This window comes from Bradyrhizobium sp. 139, assembly GCF_023074175.1.
Classification (GTDB): domain Bacteria; phylum Pseudomonadota; class Alphaproteobacteria; order Rhizobiales; family Xanthobacteraceae; genus Bradyrhizobium.
This window is the reverse complement of sequence record NZ_JADPKS010000026.1, coordinates 41,081-59,862: the sequence shown is the minus strand read 5'-3', so window position 1 is coordinate 59,862 and position 18,782 is coordinate 41,081. Positions and strand designations below refer to the sequence as shown.

Below are 18,782 nucleotides of genomic sequence, written 5' to 3'. Positions count from 1 at the left end.
ACGCAGCCCTCAAGGCTTCGGTGGGCATCGATCCGATCGATCGGCGGCCCAGCTCGGGTGGCCGCCCGGGCTGGGCCATTCCTCACGGAACGACGCCATTATAGTCCGGCGCGCTAATACAAGGGTGGGCAAAGGCGCGTCAGCGCCGTGCCCACCATCCCTTCTTATCTTAGATTGAGGAAAAGCGTGGGCACGCTTCCGCCTTCGCCCTTCGAGCTACGGCGGACAAGTCGCTTTGCCCATCTACGAACGATGTTTCCGTTCAGTGCGTCCAGGCCAGGGCCGTCACAATCACGGACGACAGATTCAATTCCGCGAAGATGATCTTGCCAGCGACCACGACGAGAACGCAGGCAAGTGCGACGCGCAGCACCGTCTCCGGCACGCGGGTCGCGCTGTAGCTGCCGACGATGATGCCGGGCAGAGAGCCCATCAGCAGCACGCCCATCAGAGCCCAATCCACATCGCCAAGCGCCCAGTGTCCGATCCCGGCCACCAGCGTCAGCGGCACGGCATGGGCGATGTCGGAGCCGACGATGGTCGCCATCGGCAGGCGCGGATAGAGCAGCAGCAGCACGGTCACGCCGACCGCGCCGGCGCCGACCGATGAAATCGACACCAGCGCGCCGAGCACGACGCCGGTGATGACGGTCGCGATCGCGGTGGTGCGCTCGTCGAGCTGCTGCAGGCGCCGACGATAGCGTTCCATGATCGACTTGCGGAAGATCAGCGACGTGGCGGTGAGCAGCAATGCGAAGCACAGCACGAGGTTGACGAGGTTGCGCTCGGAATCGCTCTTGAGATCGAGCTTCCACAGCACGAACAGCGTGAACGCGCTGGCCGGAATGCTGCCGCAGGCGAGCCGCAGCACCGCCGGCCAGTGGACGCTGCGCGACCAGCCGTGCACGACGCTGCCGCCGGTCTTGGTGACGGCGGCATAGAGCAGGTCGGTGCCGACTGCGGTGGAGGGGTGGACGCCGAACAGCAGGATCAGCAGCGGCGTCATCAGCGAGCCGCCACCCACGCCGGTCATCCCGACAAGGAGACCGACGCCGAAACCGGAGGCGACGTAGAGCGGATCGATCATGTCTGGGAATCTTAAGTTTATCTCGTCGGTTGAGCAATACGACGTAGAATAAAATTTCCCATAAACGCAACTGTCTGGATCCGATAAGAAAAAACGTGCTGCCAACTGGAAATAGTTAGACGTTTCGCCTCGTTCCCGGGCGTGCTGCGAGACAGTCGTTCCTCAGGGCAGGCAGGGCTGGCGCGCAGTGCCTATTTGCCAAACGCCAGCACGTGCAGACCCAGCCGCTGCCGCACGATCCAGAACAGCAGCGCCGTCTCGAAGCTGAGCGAGATCGAGGTTGCGGCGGCGGCGCCATGGCCGCCGAAGCGTGGCACCAGCGCGACGCAGAGCACGACGTTCATCACGAAGGCCAGCGCGTAGGCGAGGGCGCAGATCTTCTGCTGGCCGAGCATGTTGAGCAGGCGCTCGACCGGTCCAATCGCGGCGCGCACCACGAGGCCAATCGCGGCAACGAACATGATGTCGTAGCCGACCGTGAATTGCGGCCCGAACAGCCAGAGCAGCGGCTTGCCTAGCGCAAGCAGCACGATGGTCGCTGCCAGCGACGGCCAGAAGGTCCAGTTGATGGCATGGGCGACATAGGCCGACAGGCGCGCTTTGTCGCCAGCTGCGTTGTATTCGGCGAAGCGATGCGCTGTGGTCGCCGACATCGCGTAGTGGATGAACGAGACCAGCGCCAGCGTCTTCACCACCGCGAAATAGACGCCGACCTCCTCGGAGGGACGAAACTGCTGCAGCACCAGCACGTCGGTGTAGGACAGCAACAGGTAAAAGCTCTCGACCAGCAGGATCGGCAGCGAGACGGTGAGCCAGCCGCTGATGTCGTAGGCCTTGGGGCCTGGCTCGATGTGATCGGCGAGCTTGAGGTTCAGCACCGCCATCTGGCCGGTCATCGCGATCCACACCGCGCCGGCGCTCGCCACCATCGCAGCGACCGCGCCGAGATGGTAGCCGAGCAGGAAGGCGCAGGCCGTGATGCCGATGATCAGCGCCTGGCGGATGATGAATTGCGGCATCAGGCCGAGCTGCATCCAGTCATGCGAGCGCGCGATGCCGTCCTGGGTGTTGGCGACGACGAAGGCGGGCAGCGTCATGCAGCCGATATAGAGCGGCAGCACCTCGGCCGGATCGATCCAGGGCGAGAGCAGTTTGACGACACCGGCGAGCCCCAGCGACACCAGCGTGGACACGGCAAAGGTCAGCCAACGGCTGCCGGAGAGAAAGCCGCGCAGCAGCGCATGCTTGCCGCTGGCGCGATACTCGGGAATGATCTTTTGCGCGGAGGCCGAGATGCCGAAATCCATCATGCTGCCGAGCAGCAGCACCCAGGTCCAGACATAGACATAGATGCCGTAGTCGGACGTCCCCATCCAGCGCGCGAGCAGGACTTGCGAGAAATAGGCGAGACCAGCGCTGATCACCCGGATGATGAAGATGGTGCCGGCCAACCGCCGCGTCAGGGACGCTTCGCTTGACCCGCCCGTCAATCTGGCGCGCAGTCGCCCGATGAGGCCGGCAGGTCCGGTCGTTGCGGGTTCCGCATCCATCACGGCCAATTCGAAGAGTCCCCAGGCGTCCCGCATGCTGCGGCGGGCTTGGGAATTAGCAACCATTCGTTAAGATTCGGTTGGGTGGGCGTCCCGTACTCGGTGTCGTCCCGGACAAGCGGAGCGCAGATCCGGGACCCATAGCCACAGGGAGCAATTATTTGAGTGAGCTCGTAACCACGAGTCTTCGCCAAACCCAATCCTGTGGCTATGGATCCCGGATCGGCGCGCGCTTGTGGCGCGCTTGTCCGGGACGACAGCTCAATTGTGGGGGCGGTAGCAGAGCAACTCTCTCGCCATTGTCCTGGCGTTGTCCGGGACGACGGAGAGATCACTCCAGATTCGTATTGAACTCGTACGACTTCTCAGGCCCGACGAGCGTGAACTTCAGCGCCGCTCCGTCGGGCTTGGCGCCCGGCGGCAGTCCATCGAGCTCGAAGGAAAATCGCTTCACGCCGGGTGGGCTGCGCTCGACAGGTGCCGGAATCGGCAACGCCCAATCGGGCGTCGGCCCCTCCACGAACAAATTGACGTCGCGGCTATCAGGCACAACCACGTCGACCACGACATTCCTGGCGCCGTCACGTTTGACATCGCGGATGGTCAGCGGATTGGGATCGCCGATCGTGGCAGGCTTCGGCACGGTGTCGAGCGCGGCACGCAGATTGGTGTCCTCGGTCGAGGCGACGTTGTTGAAGCCGAGCTCGACCTTGGCCTCGACGGGAATGCAGAGCTTCTCGCACACCGCGTAGTTGATCTCGGCGCGCAGCGTCACCGGCTTGTCGGTCGCCTTGGCCACGATGCGCAGGGGCAGCACGATCTGGCCGTGATAGCCGATCGAATGCCCGCCCGCGCCGTCATCGAATTTCAGTGGCGCCGGCCACATCACCGTCACGGCTTCGACATTGTCCGATTTCGAGAAATCGAACCGCGGCGGAACGCCGGAATCGCCGGGGATGCGCCAGTAGGTCTTCCATCCCTGCTGGAGCTGGAAGGCGATACCGCCGAGCAGGATGGCCCCGCTGCGTGACCCCGCGAGCAGCCGCACTGCGGAATGGCCGTCGCGCTGCCACGGCGAAGCGTCGTCGGCCCGGGCTTCAAGCGTCAGCGACGATGCAAGCAGGGTTGTCGCGACGCCAATCGCCGCACGCGTGGGAACTCTTGTCAGCATGGCACGTCTTTACAGGGTCACCCCGGGGCAAACCATTGAATTGCTTGTGATGGATGCACCTGAATCACGTCTCTGCAAGCCTTGATTTGACAGCGGCCCGGCCCGACATCAGGATAGAAATTGAAACCGGAGTGCTTCACCGATGGCTCCCACAGGCAAAAGGACGGGCGAAAGCACCCCCAAGCCAAGCCCCGCGCTCCCCAGTTCGGCCGGTTATCTCGACGGCCGGCTCCTGATCGCGATGCCCGTGATGGGCGATGAGCGCTTCGAGCGCTCGGTGATCTATCTTTGTGCGCATTCCGCCGAAGGCGCGATGGGCATCATCGTCAATCATCCCGCCGGCAGCATCGACTTCCCCGAGCTCTTGGAGCAACTTGGCATCATCAACAAGGGCGAGCACATCAAGCTGCCGGAGAACGCCGAAAGCATGAAGGTGCTGCGCGGTGGACCGGTGGATACCGGCCGCGGCTTCGTGCTGCATTCCAGCGATTTCTACATCGAGAATGCGACGCTCCGGATCGACGACGGCGTCTGCCTCACCGCGACCGTCGACATCCTGCGGGCGATCGCCAACGGCTCCGGCCCCAAGCACGCCATCCTCGCGCTCGGCTATGCCGGCTGGGCGCCGGGCCAGCTCGAGGCCGAGATCCAGAGCAATGGCTGGCTGCATTGCGATGCGGATTCGGATTTGATCTTCGGCGACGATGTCGAGGACAAATACTCGCGCGCCCTGCATAAGATCGGCATCGATCCCGGCATGCTCTCGAACGAGGCGGGGCACGCCTAGCTGGCGCAACATTCTCGCCGTCGTCCCCGACAAGCGCGCCCCAAGCGCGCGCAGATCCGGGACCCATAATCCCAGGGTGGAGTTGTCTTGCTAAGCTGCAATTCCGAGCCTTCGTAACCTAACCACAACGGCCTGTGGCTATGGGTCCCGGATCGTCGCTTCGCTCGTCCGGGACGACAAGAGTGCGTGACGCCTACTCCGCCGCCTGCTGCTGTACCGTCGGCTCTGTCCCCGCCACGGTCGCGCGGCGCATGTCGCGGGGCTGGGATTGATCGTAGCGGCGGACGCGATGCATGGTCTGGCGGTTGTCCCACATCACGAGATCATGCAGCTTCCATTTGTGGACGTAGACGAACTCGCCTTGCGTCGCATGTTCGTTCAGATCGCGCAGCAGCAGCCGGCCCTCCGGCACGCTCATGCTGACGATCTTGCCCGCATGCGATGAGAGATAGAGCGACTTGCGGCGATGCACGGGATGGGTGCGCACCAGCCGTTGCAGCACCGGCTTGAACATCTGCTTTTCGTCGTCGGTGTACTCGGTGAAGCCGAGCGATCCCCGCGAATACATCAGCGAGTGCTCGCAGACGAGATCCTCGATCTCCGCCTTGGTGTCGTCGTCCAGCGCGTCATAGGCTGCGCGCATATCGGCGAATTCGGTATTGCCGCCTTTCGGGTTCACCACCCGCGCCGACAGCAGCGAGAATTTTGCCGGGATGGGACGGAACGAGCTGTCGGAATGCCACAGGCAGTTGCCGAGGTTGAACAGATGCGCGCGGCTGTCCTTCGCCAGCGGCCTGCCGTCCTTGCCGAGATTGGAGACGTCGTTGAGGCCGGACTGGAGCCTGTAATCCTTTTCCTTCGTCGCGGTGCCGCCGCGCGCGTCCTCGCGCTGGCCGAAATTCAGCGCGAAGGCCATCTGCTGCCCGTCGGTGATGTCCTGGTCGTGGAACACCAGCACCGCATATTTGTCCATGGCGGCCTCGACCTCGCGCGCCTCGGCCGCGGTGAGAGGCTTCCGCAGATCGAGGCCGGAAACCTCGCCGACAAAATGCTTCTGAAGCTGCCGGATGGCGATCGTCATGGCGTTTTCTCCCGCGAACCGCGAGCGGTTGGTCCCGCTCTGCTGGTGAAAAAGCTACTCCCGCGATCAGCGTTGTCAACGCTGGCTGTGCATGGCAGCCCGTAGCCGCAGCCGTAGCCCGGATGGAGCGCTGCGTAATCCGGGATTCTCGCCTCGCGGATAGACCTCCCGGATTGCGCTGCGCTCCATCCGGGCTACGCCCCTCTGATGGCTCTCACGCGTTGCGCGCCATCAGGCCGCCGTCGACCGGGATCACCGCGCCGGTCAGGAACGATGCCGCCGGCAGGCACAGGCTCAGCGTCATATGCGCGACCTCTTCGGGATCGCCATAGCGCAGAAGCGCAGTGCGGCGCTTGGCGTAGATGGTCTTGTGCTCCTCGGAGATGCGGTCGGTGATCCCGGTGCGGATCGGCCCCGGGCAGATGCAGTTGACCATGATGCCTTCGCGGCCGAGCTCGACGGCGAGCGAGCGCGTGAGGCTCGCCACACCGCCCTTCGCCGCCGAATAGGGGCTGTGCAGTGCGGTGGCGCCGAGCGCCTCGGTCGAGGCGATGTTGACGATGCGCGGACTCTTCGACTTGCGCAGGTGCGGCAGCGCGGCGCGGATGATGCGCGGGTGCGCTGTCAGCATCACCGCGATGCCCTTGGCCCAGGCGTCCTCATAGGCCTCGTCGTCGATCGCGACACGCACGGAGATCCCGGCATTGTTGACGACGATATCGAGCCCGCCAAAATGCGCGGCGACATCGGCAATCACGTGCTTGATCTCGCCGCCGTCGGCGACATCGAGCTTCCACGCCTTCGCTGAACCACCGCTCGCCGCGATCTCCTTGGCAATTGCATGCGCGCCTTGTTCGTCATGATCGGTGACGGCGACGTTTGCACCCTCAACGGCGAACACGCGCGCGGTTGCGCGGCCCATGCCGCTCGCCGCACCCGTGACGAGAACGGTCAAGCCCTTCACGGACCGGCTGAGCTGCTTGAAATCGGACATGCTGTTTCCTCGCGCCGTCTTGTGTCTTGTTATGCGATTGACAAGGCTGGCATCGATCCGCAGACAGGTCAAACAAGCAAGACAAAACGGGAGGCCTCGATGGCGAACGAGCTCGATTTCTCAGGCAAGCAGGTGCTGGTGGTCGGCGGTTCCAGCGGCATCGGCAACGGCATCGCGCAAGCCTTCCGTACCCGGGGGGCACAAGTTGCAGTCTGCGGCACGCGTGCTCAGCCTGCGGAATATTCGGCGGGAGAAGGCTCCGATCTCACGGGTCTTCCTTATGCGCAGCTCGATGTCGGCAAGGCCGGCGCGATCGAAGCGTTCAAGCCGTCCTTCGACCGTCTCGATGTGCTCGTGCTCGCGCAGGGCGCGGTGCTTTATCGCCGCGGCGAGTTCGAGATGGCTGGCTTCCGCGAGGTCGTCGAGGTCAATCTGATGAGCCTGATGGCCTGCGCGACCCGGTTTCATTCCATGTTGCGCGATGCCAAGGGCGCGCTGATCATGGTGTCCTCGACCGCGGCCTATCATTCCACCATGGGCAATCCCGCCTACAACGCCTCGAAGACCGGCGCCGTCGGATTGACGCGGACGCTGGGCGAGGCCTGGGCGGAGGATGGCATCCGCGTCAATGGTATCGCGCCCGGCCTCGTCGACACCAAGATGACGAAGGTGACGACCGACAATCCCAAGCGGCTCGAAAGCGCACTTTCACGCATTCCGCTGCGGCGATTGGGCACGCCGGCCGACATGGCGGGCGCGGCATTGTTCCTGGCCTCTCCATTGTCCTCTTACATGATCGGTCAAACGCTTGTCGTCGACGGCGGGCTCATTCTCTAGGCGGCCATGGAACTGCGATGCGCCTGATCGGTTACTTGGGCAGACCCCCGAGGAGGAGCATCATGGACAAGGATCGGATCGTCGGATCGGCCAAGGAATTCGCTGGGCGTGCGGAAGGCGCCGTCGGTGATCTCGCTGGCGATGCGCAGACACAGGCGTCGGGCAAGGCGCGGGAAGCCGCCGGCACGGTGCAGGATCTTTACGGCCAGGCCAAGGATGCCGTACGTGACGCCGGCGAGACGGCGGCCGGCTACGCCAAGGACGCTTACGAGAACAGCGGCGACACTTTGCGCGATGGCACGCAGGCGATTTCGAAGAAGGTGCAGGACAATCCGCTCGGCGCGCTGCTTGTCGCCGGCGGTATCGGTTTCGCACTCGCGCTTCTGATGTCGCGCCCCGCGCGCCGCCCGCCGACGCGCCGGCGCTACTACGGCTGAGCCAAGGCTCCATCCAACGTGCCCCGGACGCAATACGGCGCGCAACGCCGCGTTGCTGAGCCGGGGTCTGTTCGTTGCGGATATCGCAAGAGCTGGGTCCCGGCTCTGCGCGTTGCAGCGCGTCCAGGACACGAGATCGACTACCGAAGCACTTCCGCCGATCGCCCGACGTTGCCCGGCGGACGCGGGATCGCGGGGTTCTGATTTGGATTGCGCGGCCCTGGCGCCGGCGCCAATTGACGCGGCGGTGGCTGCGGAGAGCCGAAGCCGAAGAAATCACGCAATGACGGGTTTGCCTGCGCTGGCTGCTGCGGCAGCGGCGGCTTCTTCGGCGCCAGTCTTGGCGGCGCGATCGCGGCGGCTGCACCCGGTGTGCCGTGAGCGGCGCTGCCGTCGGGCGTCGTCGCCGCCATCGGCATATCGCCCTTGGCCTGCTCGCGGCCGACTTCGCGGCGCGGCCAGGCATAATCATCGGCACGGCCGGCCGGGGCGGCCAGCGGCTCACCCTTCACCATCGTCTTCGCAGCGAGCGCATCGACGGCGGCGGGACGTGTGCCTGGGCCGCCCAGCAATTGATCGGTCGAGATCGAGGCCGCAACCAGCGGCACGATCGGTCCGGCCAGCGGCCGCGGCGCGGGCTTGCCGGGCTCGGCGCTGGTGTCGGGCGTTGCCGGTTCGCTCGGCAGCGCAATCGGGCCGGAGCGCCCCGCGAGCAGCCGCGTGATCTCGCGTTCGACATAATGGGCGAGCTTGCGTGCGCCGGGTTTTGTGAAATAGACGCCGTCATAGCTGCGCAGCTGACGGATCTGGCCTTCGAAGTCCGGTCCCTTCTGGAGGAAGCGGCCGGCTTCATCGACAAAACCGTCCCAGACATCGACATAGGTGATGCCAGCCTTGGCCGCGCCTTCGCGATAGAGCGAATCCAGGAACAGCATGTCCGCCGTGCCCTTCGGGCCGCGGATCGCGGGCAGGCCGACCCAGAGCACCGGCACACCCTTGGACTTGAGGACGTTGGCCAGCTCCTCGATCTTCTTGCCATAGAGCTCGACCCAGCGCTCGTCGCGGAATTCGTAGAGGCCGTTCGGGTTGCGCGCGCTCTTTTCGGGGGCTGCCGCCGGGGTATCGGCGTTGTCGGCATCGTCCTGCGGCAGGTCGGTATCGGCGGGCTTGTCGTCGGGCTTGGCTGCGGTGTCACCGGGCTTTGCATCGCCCGGCTTGTTGTCGCCGGGCTTGGCGTCACCCGGTTTTCCTTGCGGCTTGGCGCGCGCACCCTTGTCGTTCTTCTTGTCCTTGTCCGTCGCCTTGTCTGATTTGTCTGCGACAGGCTCGCGGATCGAAATGCGGTCGTTGAGGCCGAGCATGACGACGATAACGTCAGGCTTCTCGGTCTCGAGAATGCCCTTCGCAGCGGCCGCCCAGTCCGAGGGCTCGCCCTTCGGCTGGTACTTGATCAGGCCGGACGTGGTCTTGTGCTTGCGGATCACGCCCATGTCGGGCTGCTCGGTGTAGGCGTCTTCGAGACCGTAGGCGAGCCAGTCGGCCGTGGCGTCGCCGATCACCAGCACGTTCTTATCGGGGATGGTGTCGCGCTTGGCCGGCGCCGGCGCGCGCGAAAAATCCTGGCGCGGTGCTTGCGGCTGTTGCTGCTGGAACGGCGCGAAGAAGTCGCCGCCGAACCATCCGCCGCCTCCGCCGTTTCGCGGCGGCGGGGCCGCGCGCTGCGGCGGACCGCCGAAGCCGGGGAAGTTGAAGAACTGCGCCGAGGCGGGTCCCGCGATCGACACCAGGATCGCAAGCGCCGTCCCCAGCGCGATCAACGGGCCGGTCTCGGTCAGCGCCTTGAAGAAAGACTTCGGCTTCGACATGCGATCTCGGGCACGCGCAATGGGGATCAGAACAGGTCCAATATAGTAACGGAATCGGGCCGCAAACAGGCGGATTCTCTTTGCAGATTCGTCTGCCATACACCGGGGAACAGCCGTCCCCGTCAAGACGAGCGAGCAAAATCCCTGTTCAGGGTTACTTTCGGCGCGATTTTACCGCCCGCGCAGCCGTTCCAGCACGTCCGAGGAGGCAAATCCGTCGGCGGCGACCCCGATCGAGGCCTGGAAGCTGCGCAGCGCCTCCCGGGTCTGGCCGCCGAACTGGCCGTCCGGGGTGCCCTTGTAGAAGCCGCGCTGAGCCAGCAGCTGCTGCAATTCCAGCCGCTCGGTCCGGGACAGCTCCCGTTCCTGCCGCGGCCAGGGCTGCACGAAGGGCTGACCGCCGCGCAGCCGGTCGGCGAAATGGCCGATCGCCAGCGCATAGGCCTCGGCCGGATTGTACTTCATGATGACGCGGTAATTCTGCAGCATCAGGAAGCCCGGTCCCTGCGCGCCGGCGGGCGCCAGCAGATAGGCCTTTTCCGCCGGATGCGGGAAGAGCTGGTTGGCCGGGCGCTTGAGCCCGAGCTTCCCCCACTGCGCGATCGTCATCGCCTTGGCGCGATCGGCCAGCATGTAGTTGAAGCCCGGGGGCACCACGACCTCAAAGCCCCAGGTCTGGCCGGCCTGCCAGCCGTCCTTCTTCAGATTGTTGGCGGTGGAGGCGATCAGGTCGGTGGGATTGTCGACGACGTCGCATCGTCCGTCGCCATCGCCATCCACGGCAAAGCGCTTGAACGCGGTCGGCATGAACTGCGTCGGACCGAAGGCGCCGGCCCAGGAGCCGCGCATCTGCTCGGGCCTGAGATCGCCGCGGTTGAGGATCTCCAGCGCGGAAAGGAATTCGTCCTTGAAATAGCCCTGGCGGCGGCCGATGCAGGCGAGCGTCGCGGTCGATTGCAGCACGCTGCGGTCGCCCATCTGCGTCGAGTAGTTGGACTCGATGCCCCAGATCGCGGCAATGATATAGCGGTCGACGCCCGTGGCCCTTTCGGTAGTGTCGAACTGCGCCTTGTATTTGGCGAGGACCTCGCGGCCCTTGGCGAGCCGGTTGTCGTTCACGAGGATGTCGAGATAGTCCCAGATCGATTTGGTGAATTCCGGCTGCGAATCCATGAGGTCCATGATGCGCAGATCGGGGCTGAGGCCTGCGGTGAAGCGCTGAAAGTTCTCCTGCGTGATGCCGCGGCGTGCGGCATCCGGCCACATCGCGGCGACGCAATTGCTGAAATTGCCCGCGGCTTCGCGGATCGCCGCCGCCGTCATCAGCGGATGGCCGGAGGCTCCGTCCTCGCCGCTCCAGGGTGGTGCGCCGCCGGGGCCGGGCGCGGCTTGCGAAGACGCCGGATTCGGGCCGGAGAAGATGCCGCCGAACAGGTTCGACAGGCCGTTCTGGGCCTGCGCGTGCGCGCAAGCCGGCAGCAGCAAAGCGGCCGCAATCATCGTTGCGCCGGTCAGAAATCCAGCCGGTTTTGCCAGCCCTGCCACTGATTGCATCATGTCCCACCCGTCGGCCTGAAAATCCGCCATCAGGAGGCCTGGTTAGCGTTGCCAATAGCTTAACAAAGGTGAAATTTTGGTGGCGGCCTTTTTCTTAACTCTGTGCGGGCGAGGCCCCACATCCGCCTTTGTTAGCGGCTGCAAACAGGCTAGCAAGTTGCCATTGCTCGCTTCACATGTGTCCTCAGGTATTCGATCCATCACATGAAAATTCGCAAAGCCGTATTCCCCGTCGCCGGCCTCGGCACCCGCGTCCTGCCCGCCACCAAGGCGATGCCGAAGGAAATGCTGACCATCGTCGACAAGCCGCTGATCCAGTACGTCTATGACGAGGCGAGGGAAGCCGGCATCGAGCACTTCATCTTCGTCACCGGCCGCAACAAAAATGTCATCGAAGACCACTTCGACCAGATGTTCGAGCTCGATTCCACGCTGGCCGCGCGCGGCAAGAAGGCCGAGCAGGAAATCCTGGCGCAGAACCAGCCGAAGGCCGGCGCCGTCAGCTTCACCCGCCAGCAGGCGCCGCTCGGCCTCGGTCACGCGGTCTGGTGCGCGCGCGACATCGTCGGCAACGAGCCGTTTGCGGTCGTGCTGCCGGACGAGCTCGTGCTCAACACGCCCGGCTGCCTGAAGCAGATGATCGAGACGGCTTCATCGCTCGGCGAAAAATCCAACGTCGTCGCGGTTGAGGCGGTGCCCGAGCATCTCACCCATCAATACGGCATCTGCGGCGTCGGCAAACGCACCGGCAAGATGTTCGAGGTCGACGGCATGGTCGAGAAGCCGGCCAAGGGCACCGCGCCCTCCAATCTCTCCATCACCGGCCGCTATATCCTCCAGCCGGAAATCTTCGAGATACTGGAGACCCAGGAGCGCGGCGCCGGCGGCGAGATCCAGCTTACCGACGCCATGATCGGGCTGGCCAAGTCGCAGAAATTCTACGGCGTCGAGTTCGAGGGCGAGCGCCATGATTGCGGCTCCAAGCCCGGCTTCCTCCGCGCCAACATCGCCTACGGCCTGAAGCGGCCCGAGCTGCGTGACGGCTTGATCGCGGAGATGAAGAAGTACTTGGGGCAGTAGCCCCTCACGCCACCAGCGACAGCTTCGGCAGGCTCGCGACCACCGACTGGTTGCGGCCGCCGGCTTTGGCCGCATAGAGCGCCTTGTCGGCGGCGGCGACCAGGATCGCCCAGTCCATGCCGTTCGCGGGAACGAGGCTGGCGATGCCGCAGGACACCGTCGATGCCGCCTGGTCGTCGGACCAGCCCTGCACCTTCAGGCGAATCGCCTCGGCGACCTCAAAGGCATCGGTGGCCGAGGTGTTCGGCAGCAGCACGGCGAACTCCTCGCCGCCATAGCGCGCGGCGCAATCGCCGGCGCGGCTCACTGAATCGGAAATGCAGATGGCGATGCCGACTAGCACCTGGTCGCCGGCCTGGTGGCCGAACGTGTCGTTATAGGCCTTGAAGTGATCGGCATCGATCATCAGCAGCGCGACCGGTGCCTTCTGGCGCATGGCGCGCCGCCACTCGCTGTCGATGACATGATCGAACTTGCGGCGGTTCTTCAGACCGGTCAGCGCGTCCGTCGTCGCCATCTCCTCGAGCTTGCTTTCGGCGTCGGCGCGCCGGCCGATCTCGCGGGCGAGCCCGATCGCCGAGCCCAGCACGAACAGTGCGAGCACCAGCACCACGGCGCCGATGCGAAGCGCCTCCCGCTGCCACAGCGCGAACACGACGTTCAGCGGTTTGCCTGCCACCACGAACAGCGGTCCGCTGTCGCCGCTGCGCGCATAGAGCCGCGGCGTCGGATCGACCGGGCCCTGTCCCGAATAGGACGTGCCCACCCGAAGATTGTCGGCCTTCCAGGCCTGGCGGTCGTTCAGATTCGTGCCGATGATGTCGAGATCGAACGGCCGACGCATCATGATGGTGCGATCGCGCTTGAGCACGGTGATGGTGTCTTCAGGGTCGAGGTTCAGTCGCTCGAACAATTCGTGGAAATAGCTGAAGCGGATCGAGCCGGCGACGACCCCCATGAAGCCGCCGTCGGTATCGCTGATGCGCCGGCTCAGCACGATGGAATAGCCGCCGCGGAACAGCATCGGACGGCTGATGAAGAGGCCGGCGGCGGGATTGTCGCGGTGAACCCTGAAGTAATCCTCCTCGCTCCGGTTCTGCAGCAGGGGATCCAGCGTGGAGGCGTCGATGGTCAGCTTGCCGTCGGCATCGAACACCTGGATGGCGCCGAAGTGCCTCGCCGTGGTCGCGTGATCGAACAGGATCAGGTGACGGATCGGCTTCGAGACCGTGTTGATCTCCGGCAGCAGCATGTTGCTGGCGACCGCCTTCAGGGAGAGGTCGTAGATCTCGATGTTGCGGCTGACATCTGCTTCGATGGAGGTGGCCAGATTTTCCAGCGTCTGGCGGGCGAGGGCCTCCTCGCCGCGGCGCATGTCGAGCATGACGTTGACGCAAATGGCGGAAAAGCCGATCACCGTCACGACGGACGATATGATCAGCAGCTTCGCCGAAATGCGCCACGGCCGACGGGCCGTGACTTCGCGCCATCCAGACAACATGGCTAGCTCCCGACATGAGTGGATGCGCCCGAAAACTTGAGTAGTGTTTAAGCCGGGACGGCGTTGCCGCAATGAGTTAAGAAATGGTTTATAGAGCTGCCGGTTTTGAGCAGCCTCATGTGAGCAGATTTGGGCTTCGGACGAGAGGACGATGTGAACGAATACGACGCGTTGCGCGATTATCTGATGCGGCAGAAGCAGGCGGAATTCGTGCTGAGCTTCGAGCAGATCGAAGAGATCATCGGCACGGCGCTGCCGCGCGCGGCGAATCGCGCCTCATGGTGGGACAGCCTGCGCAGCCCCGACATTCAGATGCCGCAGCGCGAGGCCTGCCTCGCGGCGGGCTTTGTGGCGACGCGGATGCCGGACGGCCAGAGCGTGCGGTTCACAAAGCGGAAGAGCGAGCGGCGGCGTTGATGTCGGTGAGGCATGCTGTTCCCCTCTCCCCTTGTGGGCTAAGGCGTGCACACATCTTTCGGTCGTTGGTCAGCACCCATAGAAAGCGCGAGTCTTTTCAAGATAGCTGACCGACCGCTCTTTGGGCGGTTCCGAAATCCGGGGTCATCTAAGTCCCTGTATTAGATTCCATTTTTGAGATGTGTGCATGCCTTAGCCCCTTGTGGGAGAGGGTGGCTCGCCGCATAGCGGCGAGACGGGTGAGGGGTTCTCTCCGCGCGTTAAGCTGTCGACCGGAGTCTGCCGAGACAAACCCCTCATCCGGCGCTTCGCGCCACCTTCTCCCACAAGGGGAGAAGGGAAGAGCGTCCGCGGGTTGAGATCAGCTCGCCGCTTCCAGCCGCACTTCCGTGAGCAGCCGCATCGCCGCATCGGCATCCATCGGTTCGCCGAACGCGAAGCCCTGGGCGTATTCGCAGCCCATCTGGTAGAGCTCGACCGCGTCGGAATCGGTCTCGGCGCCTTCCGCGACGACGTCCATGCCGAGATCATGCGCGAGCGCGATGATCGACTTCAGGATCACCGGCCGGGTGCCGCGATTGGTGGTGCGCACGAAGGACTGGTCGATCTTGATGGTGTCGAACGGGAAGCGCTGAAGATAGGCCAGCGAGGAATGGCCGGTGCCGAAATCGTCGAGCGACAGGCCGGTGCCGAGCTCGCGGATCCGCGTCAGCATCTGGGCTGCGTGCTCCGGGTTCTCCATCACCAGCGATTCCGTCAGCTCAAGCTTGAGCGTGCCGCGCGCGACCGAGGAGCGCGACAGCACGGTGCGGATGTCGTGGATCAAATCGTGGCGCAGCAATTGCCGCGAGGAGACGTTGACGGAGGCGAAGATCGGCTCGCGCGAGCGCATCGCGCGCTGCCAGATCGAGAGCTGCTTGGCGGTCTGATCGAGCACGAACATGCCGAGGTCGATGATCAGCCCGGTCTCTTCGGCAATGGTGATGAATTCCGACGGCGCCATGCGCCCGAGCTTGGGATGATCCCAGCGCACCAGCGCCTCGAAGCCGGCGACGGAGCGGTCTTCCAGCCGCACGATCGGCTGGTACAGGATCGTGAGCTCCTGCCGCTCGATGGCGCGGCGCAGTTCGCTCTCCAGCGTCAGGCGGTCGGTTTTTCGCGCGCGCATGGCGGGCTTGTAGACGTCGATGCGGTCGCCGCCGATGCGCTTGGAATGATACATCGCCAGCTCGGCGTCCTTGATGATCTCGTCCGTCAATTGGGTTTGCGGATCGGAGAGCGCGAGCCCGATCGAGGCGGTGAGAAAAATCTCGCGCTCGTTGAAGGCGATCGGCGCGCGGATGGTCTTGCGAATGGTCTCGGCGAAATTGGTGATCCGCGCTGGATCCTGCTCCGAGAGCAGGATCAGGCCGAACTGGTCGCCGGCAAGCCGCGCCAGCGTGTCCTGCGGCTTCAGGATGCGGGTGAGACGGCGGGCCAGCGTCAGCAGGATCGAATCGCCGACCGCGATGCCGACGGAATCGTTGACCTGCTTGAACCGGTCGAGGTCGATCACCATCAGCGTCGGCCGCAGCGTCGGCATGGTCTTGGCGAAATGCGCGACCGCACTTAACCGGTCCATGAACAGCTTGCGGTTGGGCAGGCCGGTGAGGTTGTCATGCACGGAATCGTGCAGCAGACGCTCCTCGGCGTTGCGCAGCTCGGTGACGTCGGTGAGCGTGCCGACGACGCGCGAGACCTCGCCGTCCGAGCCGACCACCGGGCGCGCCTTGAGCGCGAACCACATGAAGTGTCCGTCCGGCGTGCGCAGGCGAAAATCCTGCACCAGGCGGCCGCGGCGCTGGTCGAGCACGCTGTCGAGCGCGGCGCGGAAACGGTCCTGGTCGAGCGGATGCAGCACTTCGAGCCACGATGCCGCGGGGCCTTCCAGCGTGCCGCGCTTCAGCCCCAGCAGCGCTTCGGTCTCGGGGCTGGTGAACACCTTGTCGGCGGAGACGTCCCAATCCCAGATCAAATCGCCGGAGCCGGCCAGCGCCAGCGCCCGCCGCTCGATGTCGGAGACGACGCCGGTGGTGGCGCCGCCGCCGGCAAAGGCGTGCTGCATCACCGTGAAGCCGATCAGCATCACGATCAGCACGAGGCCGCCGAGCAGCGCCGGGCCGACGATGTCGTTGGTGACGGAGCCCGCAACCGTCATGCCGGCGGCGACCACCCACACCACGAGCAGGAACCAGGTCGGAATCAGCAGCACCGCGCGGTCGAAGCCATGGGTGGAGAGATAGACGATCAGGGCGAAGCCGGCGAAGGCGATCAGCACCAGCGAGATCCGCGCGATGCCGGACGCCACAGCCGGGTCGAACAGGGCCAGCGCAACGAGGGAGCCCAGGAACACGAGCCAGCCCACGGTGATGTGCGAATAGCGCACGTGCCATCGACTGAGGTTGAGATAGGCGAACAGGAACACCAGCAGCGTTGCCGCCAGGATCGCTTCGCCCGCCGCGCGCCAGATGCGCTCGGCGTTGTTCGACATGTCGAGCACCTTGCCCCAGAAGCCGAAATCGACGCCGATATAGACCAGCACCGCCCAGGCCAGCGCCGCAGCGGCCGGGAACATGATGCTGCCCTTCACAACGAACAGGATGGTCAGCACCAGCGCAAGCAGGCCGGAGATGCCGATCACGATGCCCTGGTACAGCGTGAACGAGTTGACCTTGTCCTTGTAAGATTCCGGCTCCCACAGATAGAGCTGCGGCAGCTTGTCGGTGCGCAGTTCCGCGACGAAGGTGATGACGGCGCCGGGGTCGAGCGTGATGCGGAAGACGTCGGCGGTCGGGCTTTCCTGCCGTTCCGGCCGGTCGCCGGTCGAGGGCGTGATGGTTGCGATGCGCGACAGCCCGAGGTCGGGCCACAGCAAGCCCGACGAGACGATGCGGTAATGCGGGGCGACGATCAGGCGGTCGAGCTGGTCGTCGGTGTTGTTGGCGAGCGCGAACACCACCCAGTTCTGGCCGCCTTCGCGGGCGCGCACCTCGATGCGGCGGACGATGCCGTCGGTGCCGGGCGCGGTGGAGACCTGGATGCGGTCGGCGTCACTGCGCTGATGCTCGAGCACGCCGGTGAGGTCGATCGCGGGCGCATCGCCGCGGACGCTGACAGCGTCGAGCGCGCGCGCCGGGAACGCGGCGGCGAGAATCATGAGGCCCAGCGCTATGGGCGCGAGGCACCTGATCAGACGCAAGGTCGGTTCTCCGCGTTCGACGCAAACTCTTCAGTGCAGGGCGTTTTCCGAACGGAACAAGATGGTTCGGTGCGTCGCGATAGATGCCACGAAAGCGAGGAAAATCAAAGGGTTTCCGCCTTGCCCTGTGGGCCGTTGGCCTAGACCTCCAACACAATTTTGCCAATATGTGCCGAGGTCTCCATCCGCCGGTGTGCATCGGATGCCTTTTCCAGCGGGAAAGTGCTGTCCATCAGCGGCTTGACGCGGCCTTCGCGCAACAGCGGCATCACTTTCGCCTCGATCGCGGCCACCATTGCCGCCTTGTCCGCATTAGTACGGGGGCGCAGCGTCGAGCCGGTATGGGTGAGGCGTTTCACCATCACCTTGGCGATGTTGACGCTGACCTTGGGGCCGTTGAGAGTTGCGATCTGCACGATGCGGCCGTCGACCGCGGCGGCATCATAGTTGCGGTCGACATAGTCGCCGGCGACCATGTCGAGGATGAGATCGGCGCCGGCATTGTTCGTCTCGGCCTTGACCACGGCGACGAAGTCTTCGGTCTTGTAATTGATGGCGCGGTCGGCCCCGAGCTTGAGGCAGGCGTCGATCTTGTCCTGCGATCCCACGGTGACGATCACCTTCGCGCCGAACGCTTTCGCAAGCTGGATCGCCATGGTGCCGATGCCGGAGGAGCCGCCATGGATCAGCAGCGTCTCGCCGGCCTTGAGGCCGCCGCGCTCGAACACATTGTGCCAGACCGTCATCAGGGTTTCCGGCAGCGCGCCCGCTTCCTTGATCGACAATGCCGGCGGCACGCTCATCGCCTGGGCGTCCTGGGCGATGCAGTACTGGGCATAGCCACCACCGGCGACCAGCGACATCACGATGTCACCGACCTTGTGCCGCTTGGCATTGCTGCCGACCGCCACCACTTCGCCCGCGATCTCCAGGCCTGGCAGATCGCTGGCGCCGGGCGGCGGTGGATAGGCGCCGGAGCGCTGCGCGACGTCGGGCCGGTTGACGCCGGCGGCCTGCACCTTGACCAGGATCTCGTCGGGGCCTGGCTGCGGCAGGGTGCGTTGTTCCGGCACCAGCACCTCCGGTCCACCGGGCTTGGAGATGGCGACCACGGTCATTTGCGCGGGCAGCTTGTCCATGATGTGTCCTTGAGCAAAGGTGCGGGATAAAACGAGGCCTT

The 18,782-nt window shown here is 64.8% G+C and carries 15 protein-coding genes; 5 read left to right on the top strand and 10 right to left on the bottom strand.

Annotation, left to right across the window (positions count from 1 at the left end; genetic code table 11):
• Positions 1–262: 262 nt before the first annotated feature.
• From IVA80_RS07440 to IVA80_RS07430, 3 genes are all read right to left on the bottom strand, one after another.
• Positions 263–1,087 carry a sulfite exporter TauE/SafE family protein gene (locus tag IVA80_RS07440; RefSeq protein ID WP_247427364.1) on the bottom strand — a complete coding sequence of 275 codons (825 nt, stop codon included), beginning with the start codon at positions 1,085–1,087 and terminating at the stop codon, positions 263–265.
• A gap of 191 nt (positions 1,088–1,278) precedes the next feature.
• Entirely contained in the window at positions 1,279–2,646 is a 1,368-nt protein-coding gene (locus IVA80_RS07435; RefSeq protein ID WP_247427370.1) for an oligosaccharide flippase family protein, read from the bottom strand.
• Positions 2,647–2,968: 322 nt separating this feature from the next.
• On the bottom strand, positions 2,969–3,808 hold the full coding sequence (locus tag IVA80_RS07430; protein ID WP_247427361.1) for a protein-disulfide reductase DsbD domain-containing protein: 840 nt from the start codon (positions 3,806–3,808) through the stop codon (positions 2,969–2,971).
• A 142-nt stretch (positions 3,809–3,950) separates the two neighbouring features.
• On the opposite strand from IVA80_RS07430, the gene IVA80_RS07425 reads away from it, so the two are divergent.
• Positions 3,951–4,595 (top strand): YqgE/AlgH family protein, encoded by a 645-nt coding sequence (locus IVA80_RS07425; protein WP_247427358.1) that lies wholly within the window; start codon positions 3,951–3,953, stop codon positions 4,593–4,595.
• Positions 4,596–4,788: 193 nt separating this feature from the next.
• Here the strand turns inward: IVA80_RS07425 and IVA80_RS07420 are convergent, their stop codons facing one another.
• Together IVA80_RS07420 and IVA80_RS07415 are read right to left on the bottom strand one after the other, a co-directional pair.
• Positions 4,789–5,676 (bottom strand): TauD/TfdA family dioxygenase, encoded by an 888-nt coding sequence (locus tag IVA80_RS07420; protein WP_247427355.1) that lies wholly within the window; start codon positions 5,674–5,676, stop codon positions 4,789–4,791.
• A 214-nt stretch (positions 5,677–5,890) separates the two neighbouring features.
• Positions 5,891–6,670: an SDR family NAD(P)-dependent oxidoreductase gene (locus IVA80_RS07415; protein WP_247427352.1), complete on the bottom strand. Its 780-nt coding sequence runs from the start codon at positions 6,668–6,670 to the stop codon at positions 5,891–5,893.
• 99 nt (positions 6,671–6,769) lie between these two features.
• Between IVA80_RS07415 and IVA80_RS07410 the strand changes: the two genes are divergently transcribed.
• Positions 6,770–7,507, top strand: coding sequence for an SDR family oxidoreductase (locus tag IVA80_RS07410; RefSeq protein ID WP_247427349.1), 738 nt, complete (start codon positions 6,770–6,772; stop codon positions 7,505–7,507).
• Positions 7,508–7,569: 62 nt separating this feature from the next.
• The gene (locus tag IVA80_RS07405; RefSeq protein ID WP_247427347.1) at positions 7,570–7,944 is read left to right on the top strand and encodes a CsbD family protein; all 375 of its coding nucleotides are present in this window, start codon (positions 7,570–7,572) and stop codon (positions 7,942–7,944) included.
• Between the two features lie 140 nt (positions 7,945–8,084).
• Here IVA80_RS07405 and IVA80_RS07400 read toward each other — a convergent pair whose 3' ends face one another.
• Positions 8,085–9,809, bottom strand: a complete 1,725-nt coding sequence (locus IVA80_RS07400; RefSeq protein WP_247427344.1) for a DUF459 domain-containing protein — start codon at positions 9,807–9,809, stop codon at positions 8,085–8,087.
• 171 nt (positions 9,810–9,980) lie between these two features.
• On the bottom strand, positions 9,981–11,366 hold the full coding sequence (locus IVA80_RS07395) for a lytic murein transglycosylase (protein WP_247427368.1): 1,386 nt from the start codon (positions 11,364–11,366) through the stop codon (positions 9,981–9,983).
• A 204-nt stretch (positions 11,367–11,570) separates the two neighbouring features.
• Between IVA80_RS07395 and galU the strand changes: the two genes are divergently transcribed.
• Positions 11,571–12,446, top strand: a complete 876-nt coding sequence (gene galU / locus IVA80_RS07390) for a UTP--glucose-1-phosphate uridylyltransferase GalU (RefSeq protein ID WP_247427341.1) — start codon at positions 11,571–11,573, stop codon at positions 12,444–12,446.
• A 4-nt stretch (positions 12,447–12,450) separates the two neighbouring features.
• Here the strand turns inward: galU and IVA80_RS07385 are convergent, their stop codons facing one another.
• Positions 12,451–13,947 (bottom strand): sensor domain-containing diguanylate cyclase, encoded by a 1,497-nt coding sequence (locus tag IVA80_RS07385; RefSeq protein WP_247427337.1) that lies wholly within the window; start codon positions 13,945–13,947, stop codon positions 12,451–12,453.
• Between the two features lie 153 nt (positions 13,948–14,100).
• Between IVA80_RS07385 and IVA80_RS07380 the strand changes: the two genes are divergently transcribed.
• Complete coding sequence (locus IVA80_RS07380) at positions 14,101–14,364, top strand: hypothetical protein (protein ID WP_247427334.1); 264 nt, start codon at positions 14,101–14,103, stop codon at positions 14,362–14,364.
• A gap of 361 nt (positions 14,365–14,725) precedes the next feature.
• Here IVA80_RS07380 and IVA80_RS07375 read toward each other — a convergent pair whose 3' ends face one another.
• Positions 14,726–17,602, bottom strand: a complete 2,877-nt coding sequence (locus IVA80_RS07375) for an EAL domain-containing protein (RefSeq protein ID WP_247427331.1) — start codon at positions 17,600–17,602, stop codon at positions 14,726–14,728.
• 140 nt (positions 17,603–17,742) lie between these two features.
• Positions 17,743–18,741 (bottom strand): NAD(P)H-quinone oxidoreductase, encoded by a 999-nt coding sequence (locus IVA80_RS07370; RefSeq protein ID WP_247427328.1) that lies wholly within the window; start codon positions 18,739–18,741, stop codon positions 17,743–17,745.
• Positions 18,742–18,782 lie beyond the last annotated feature (41 nt).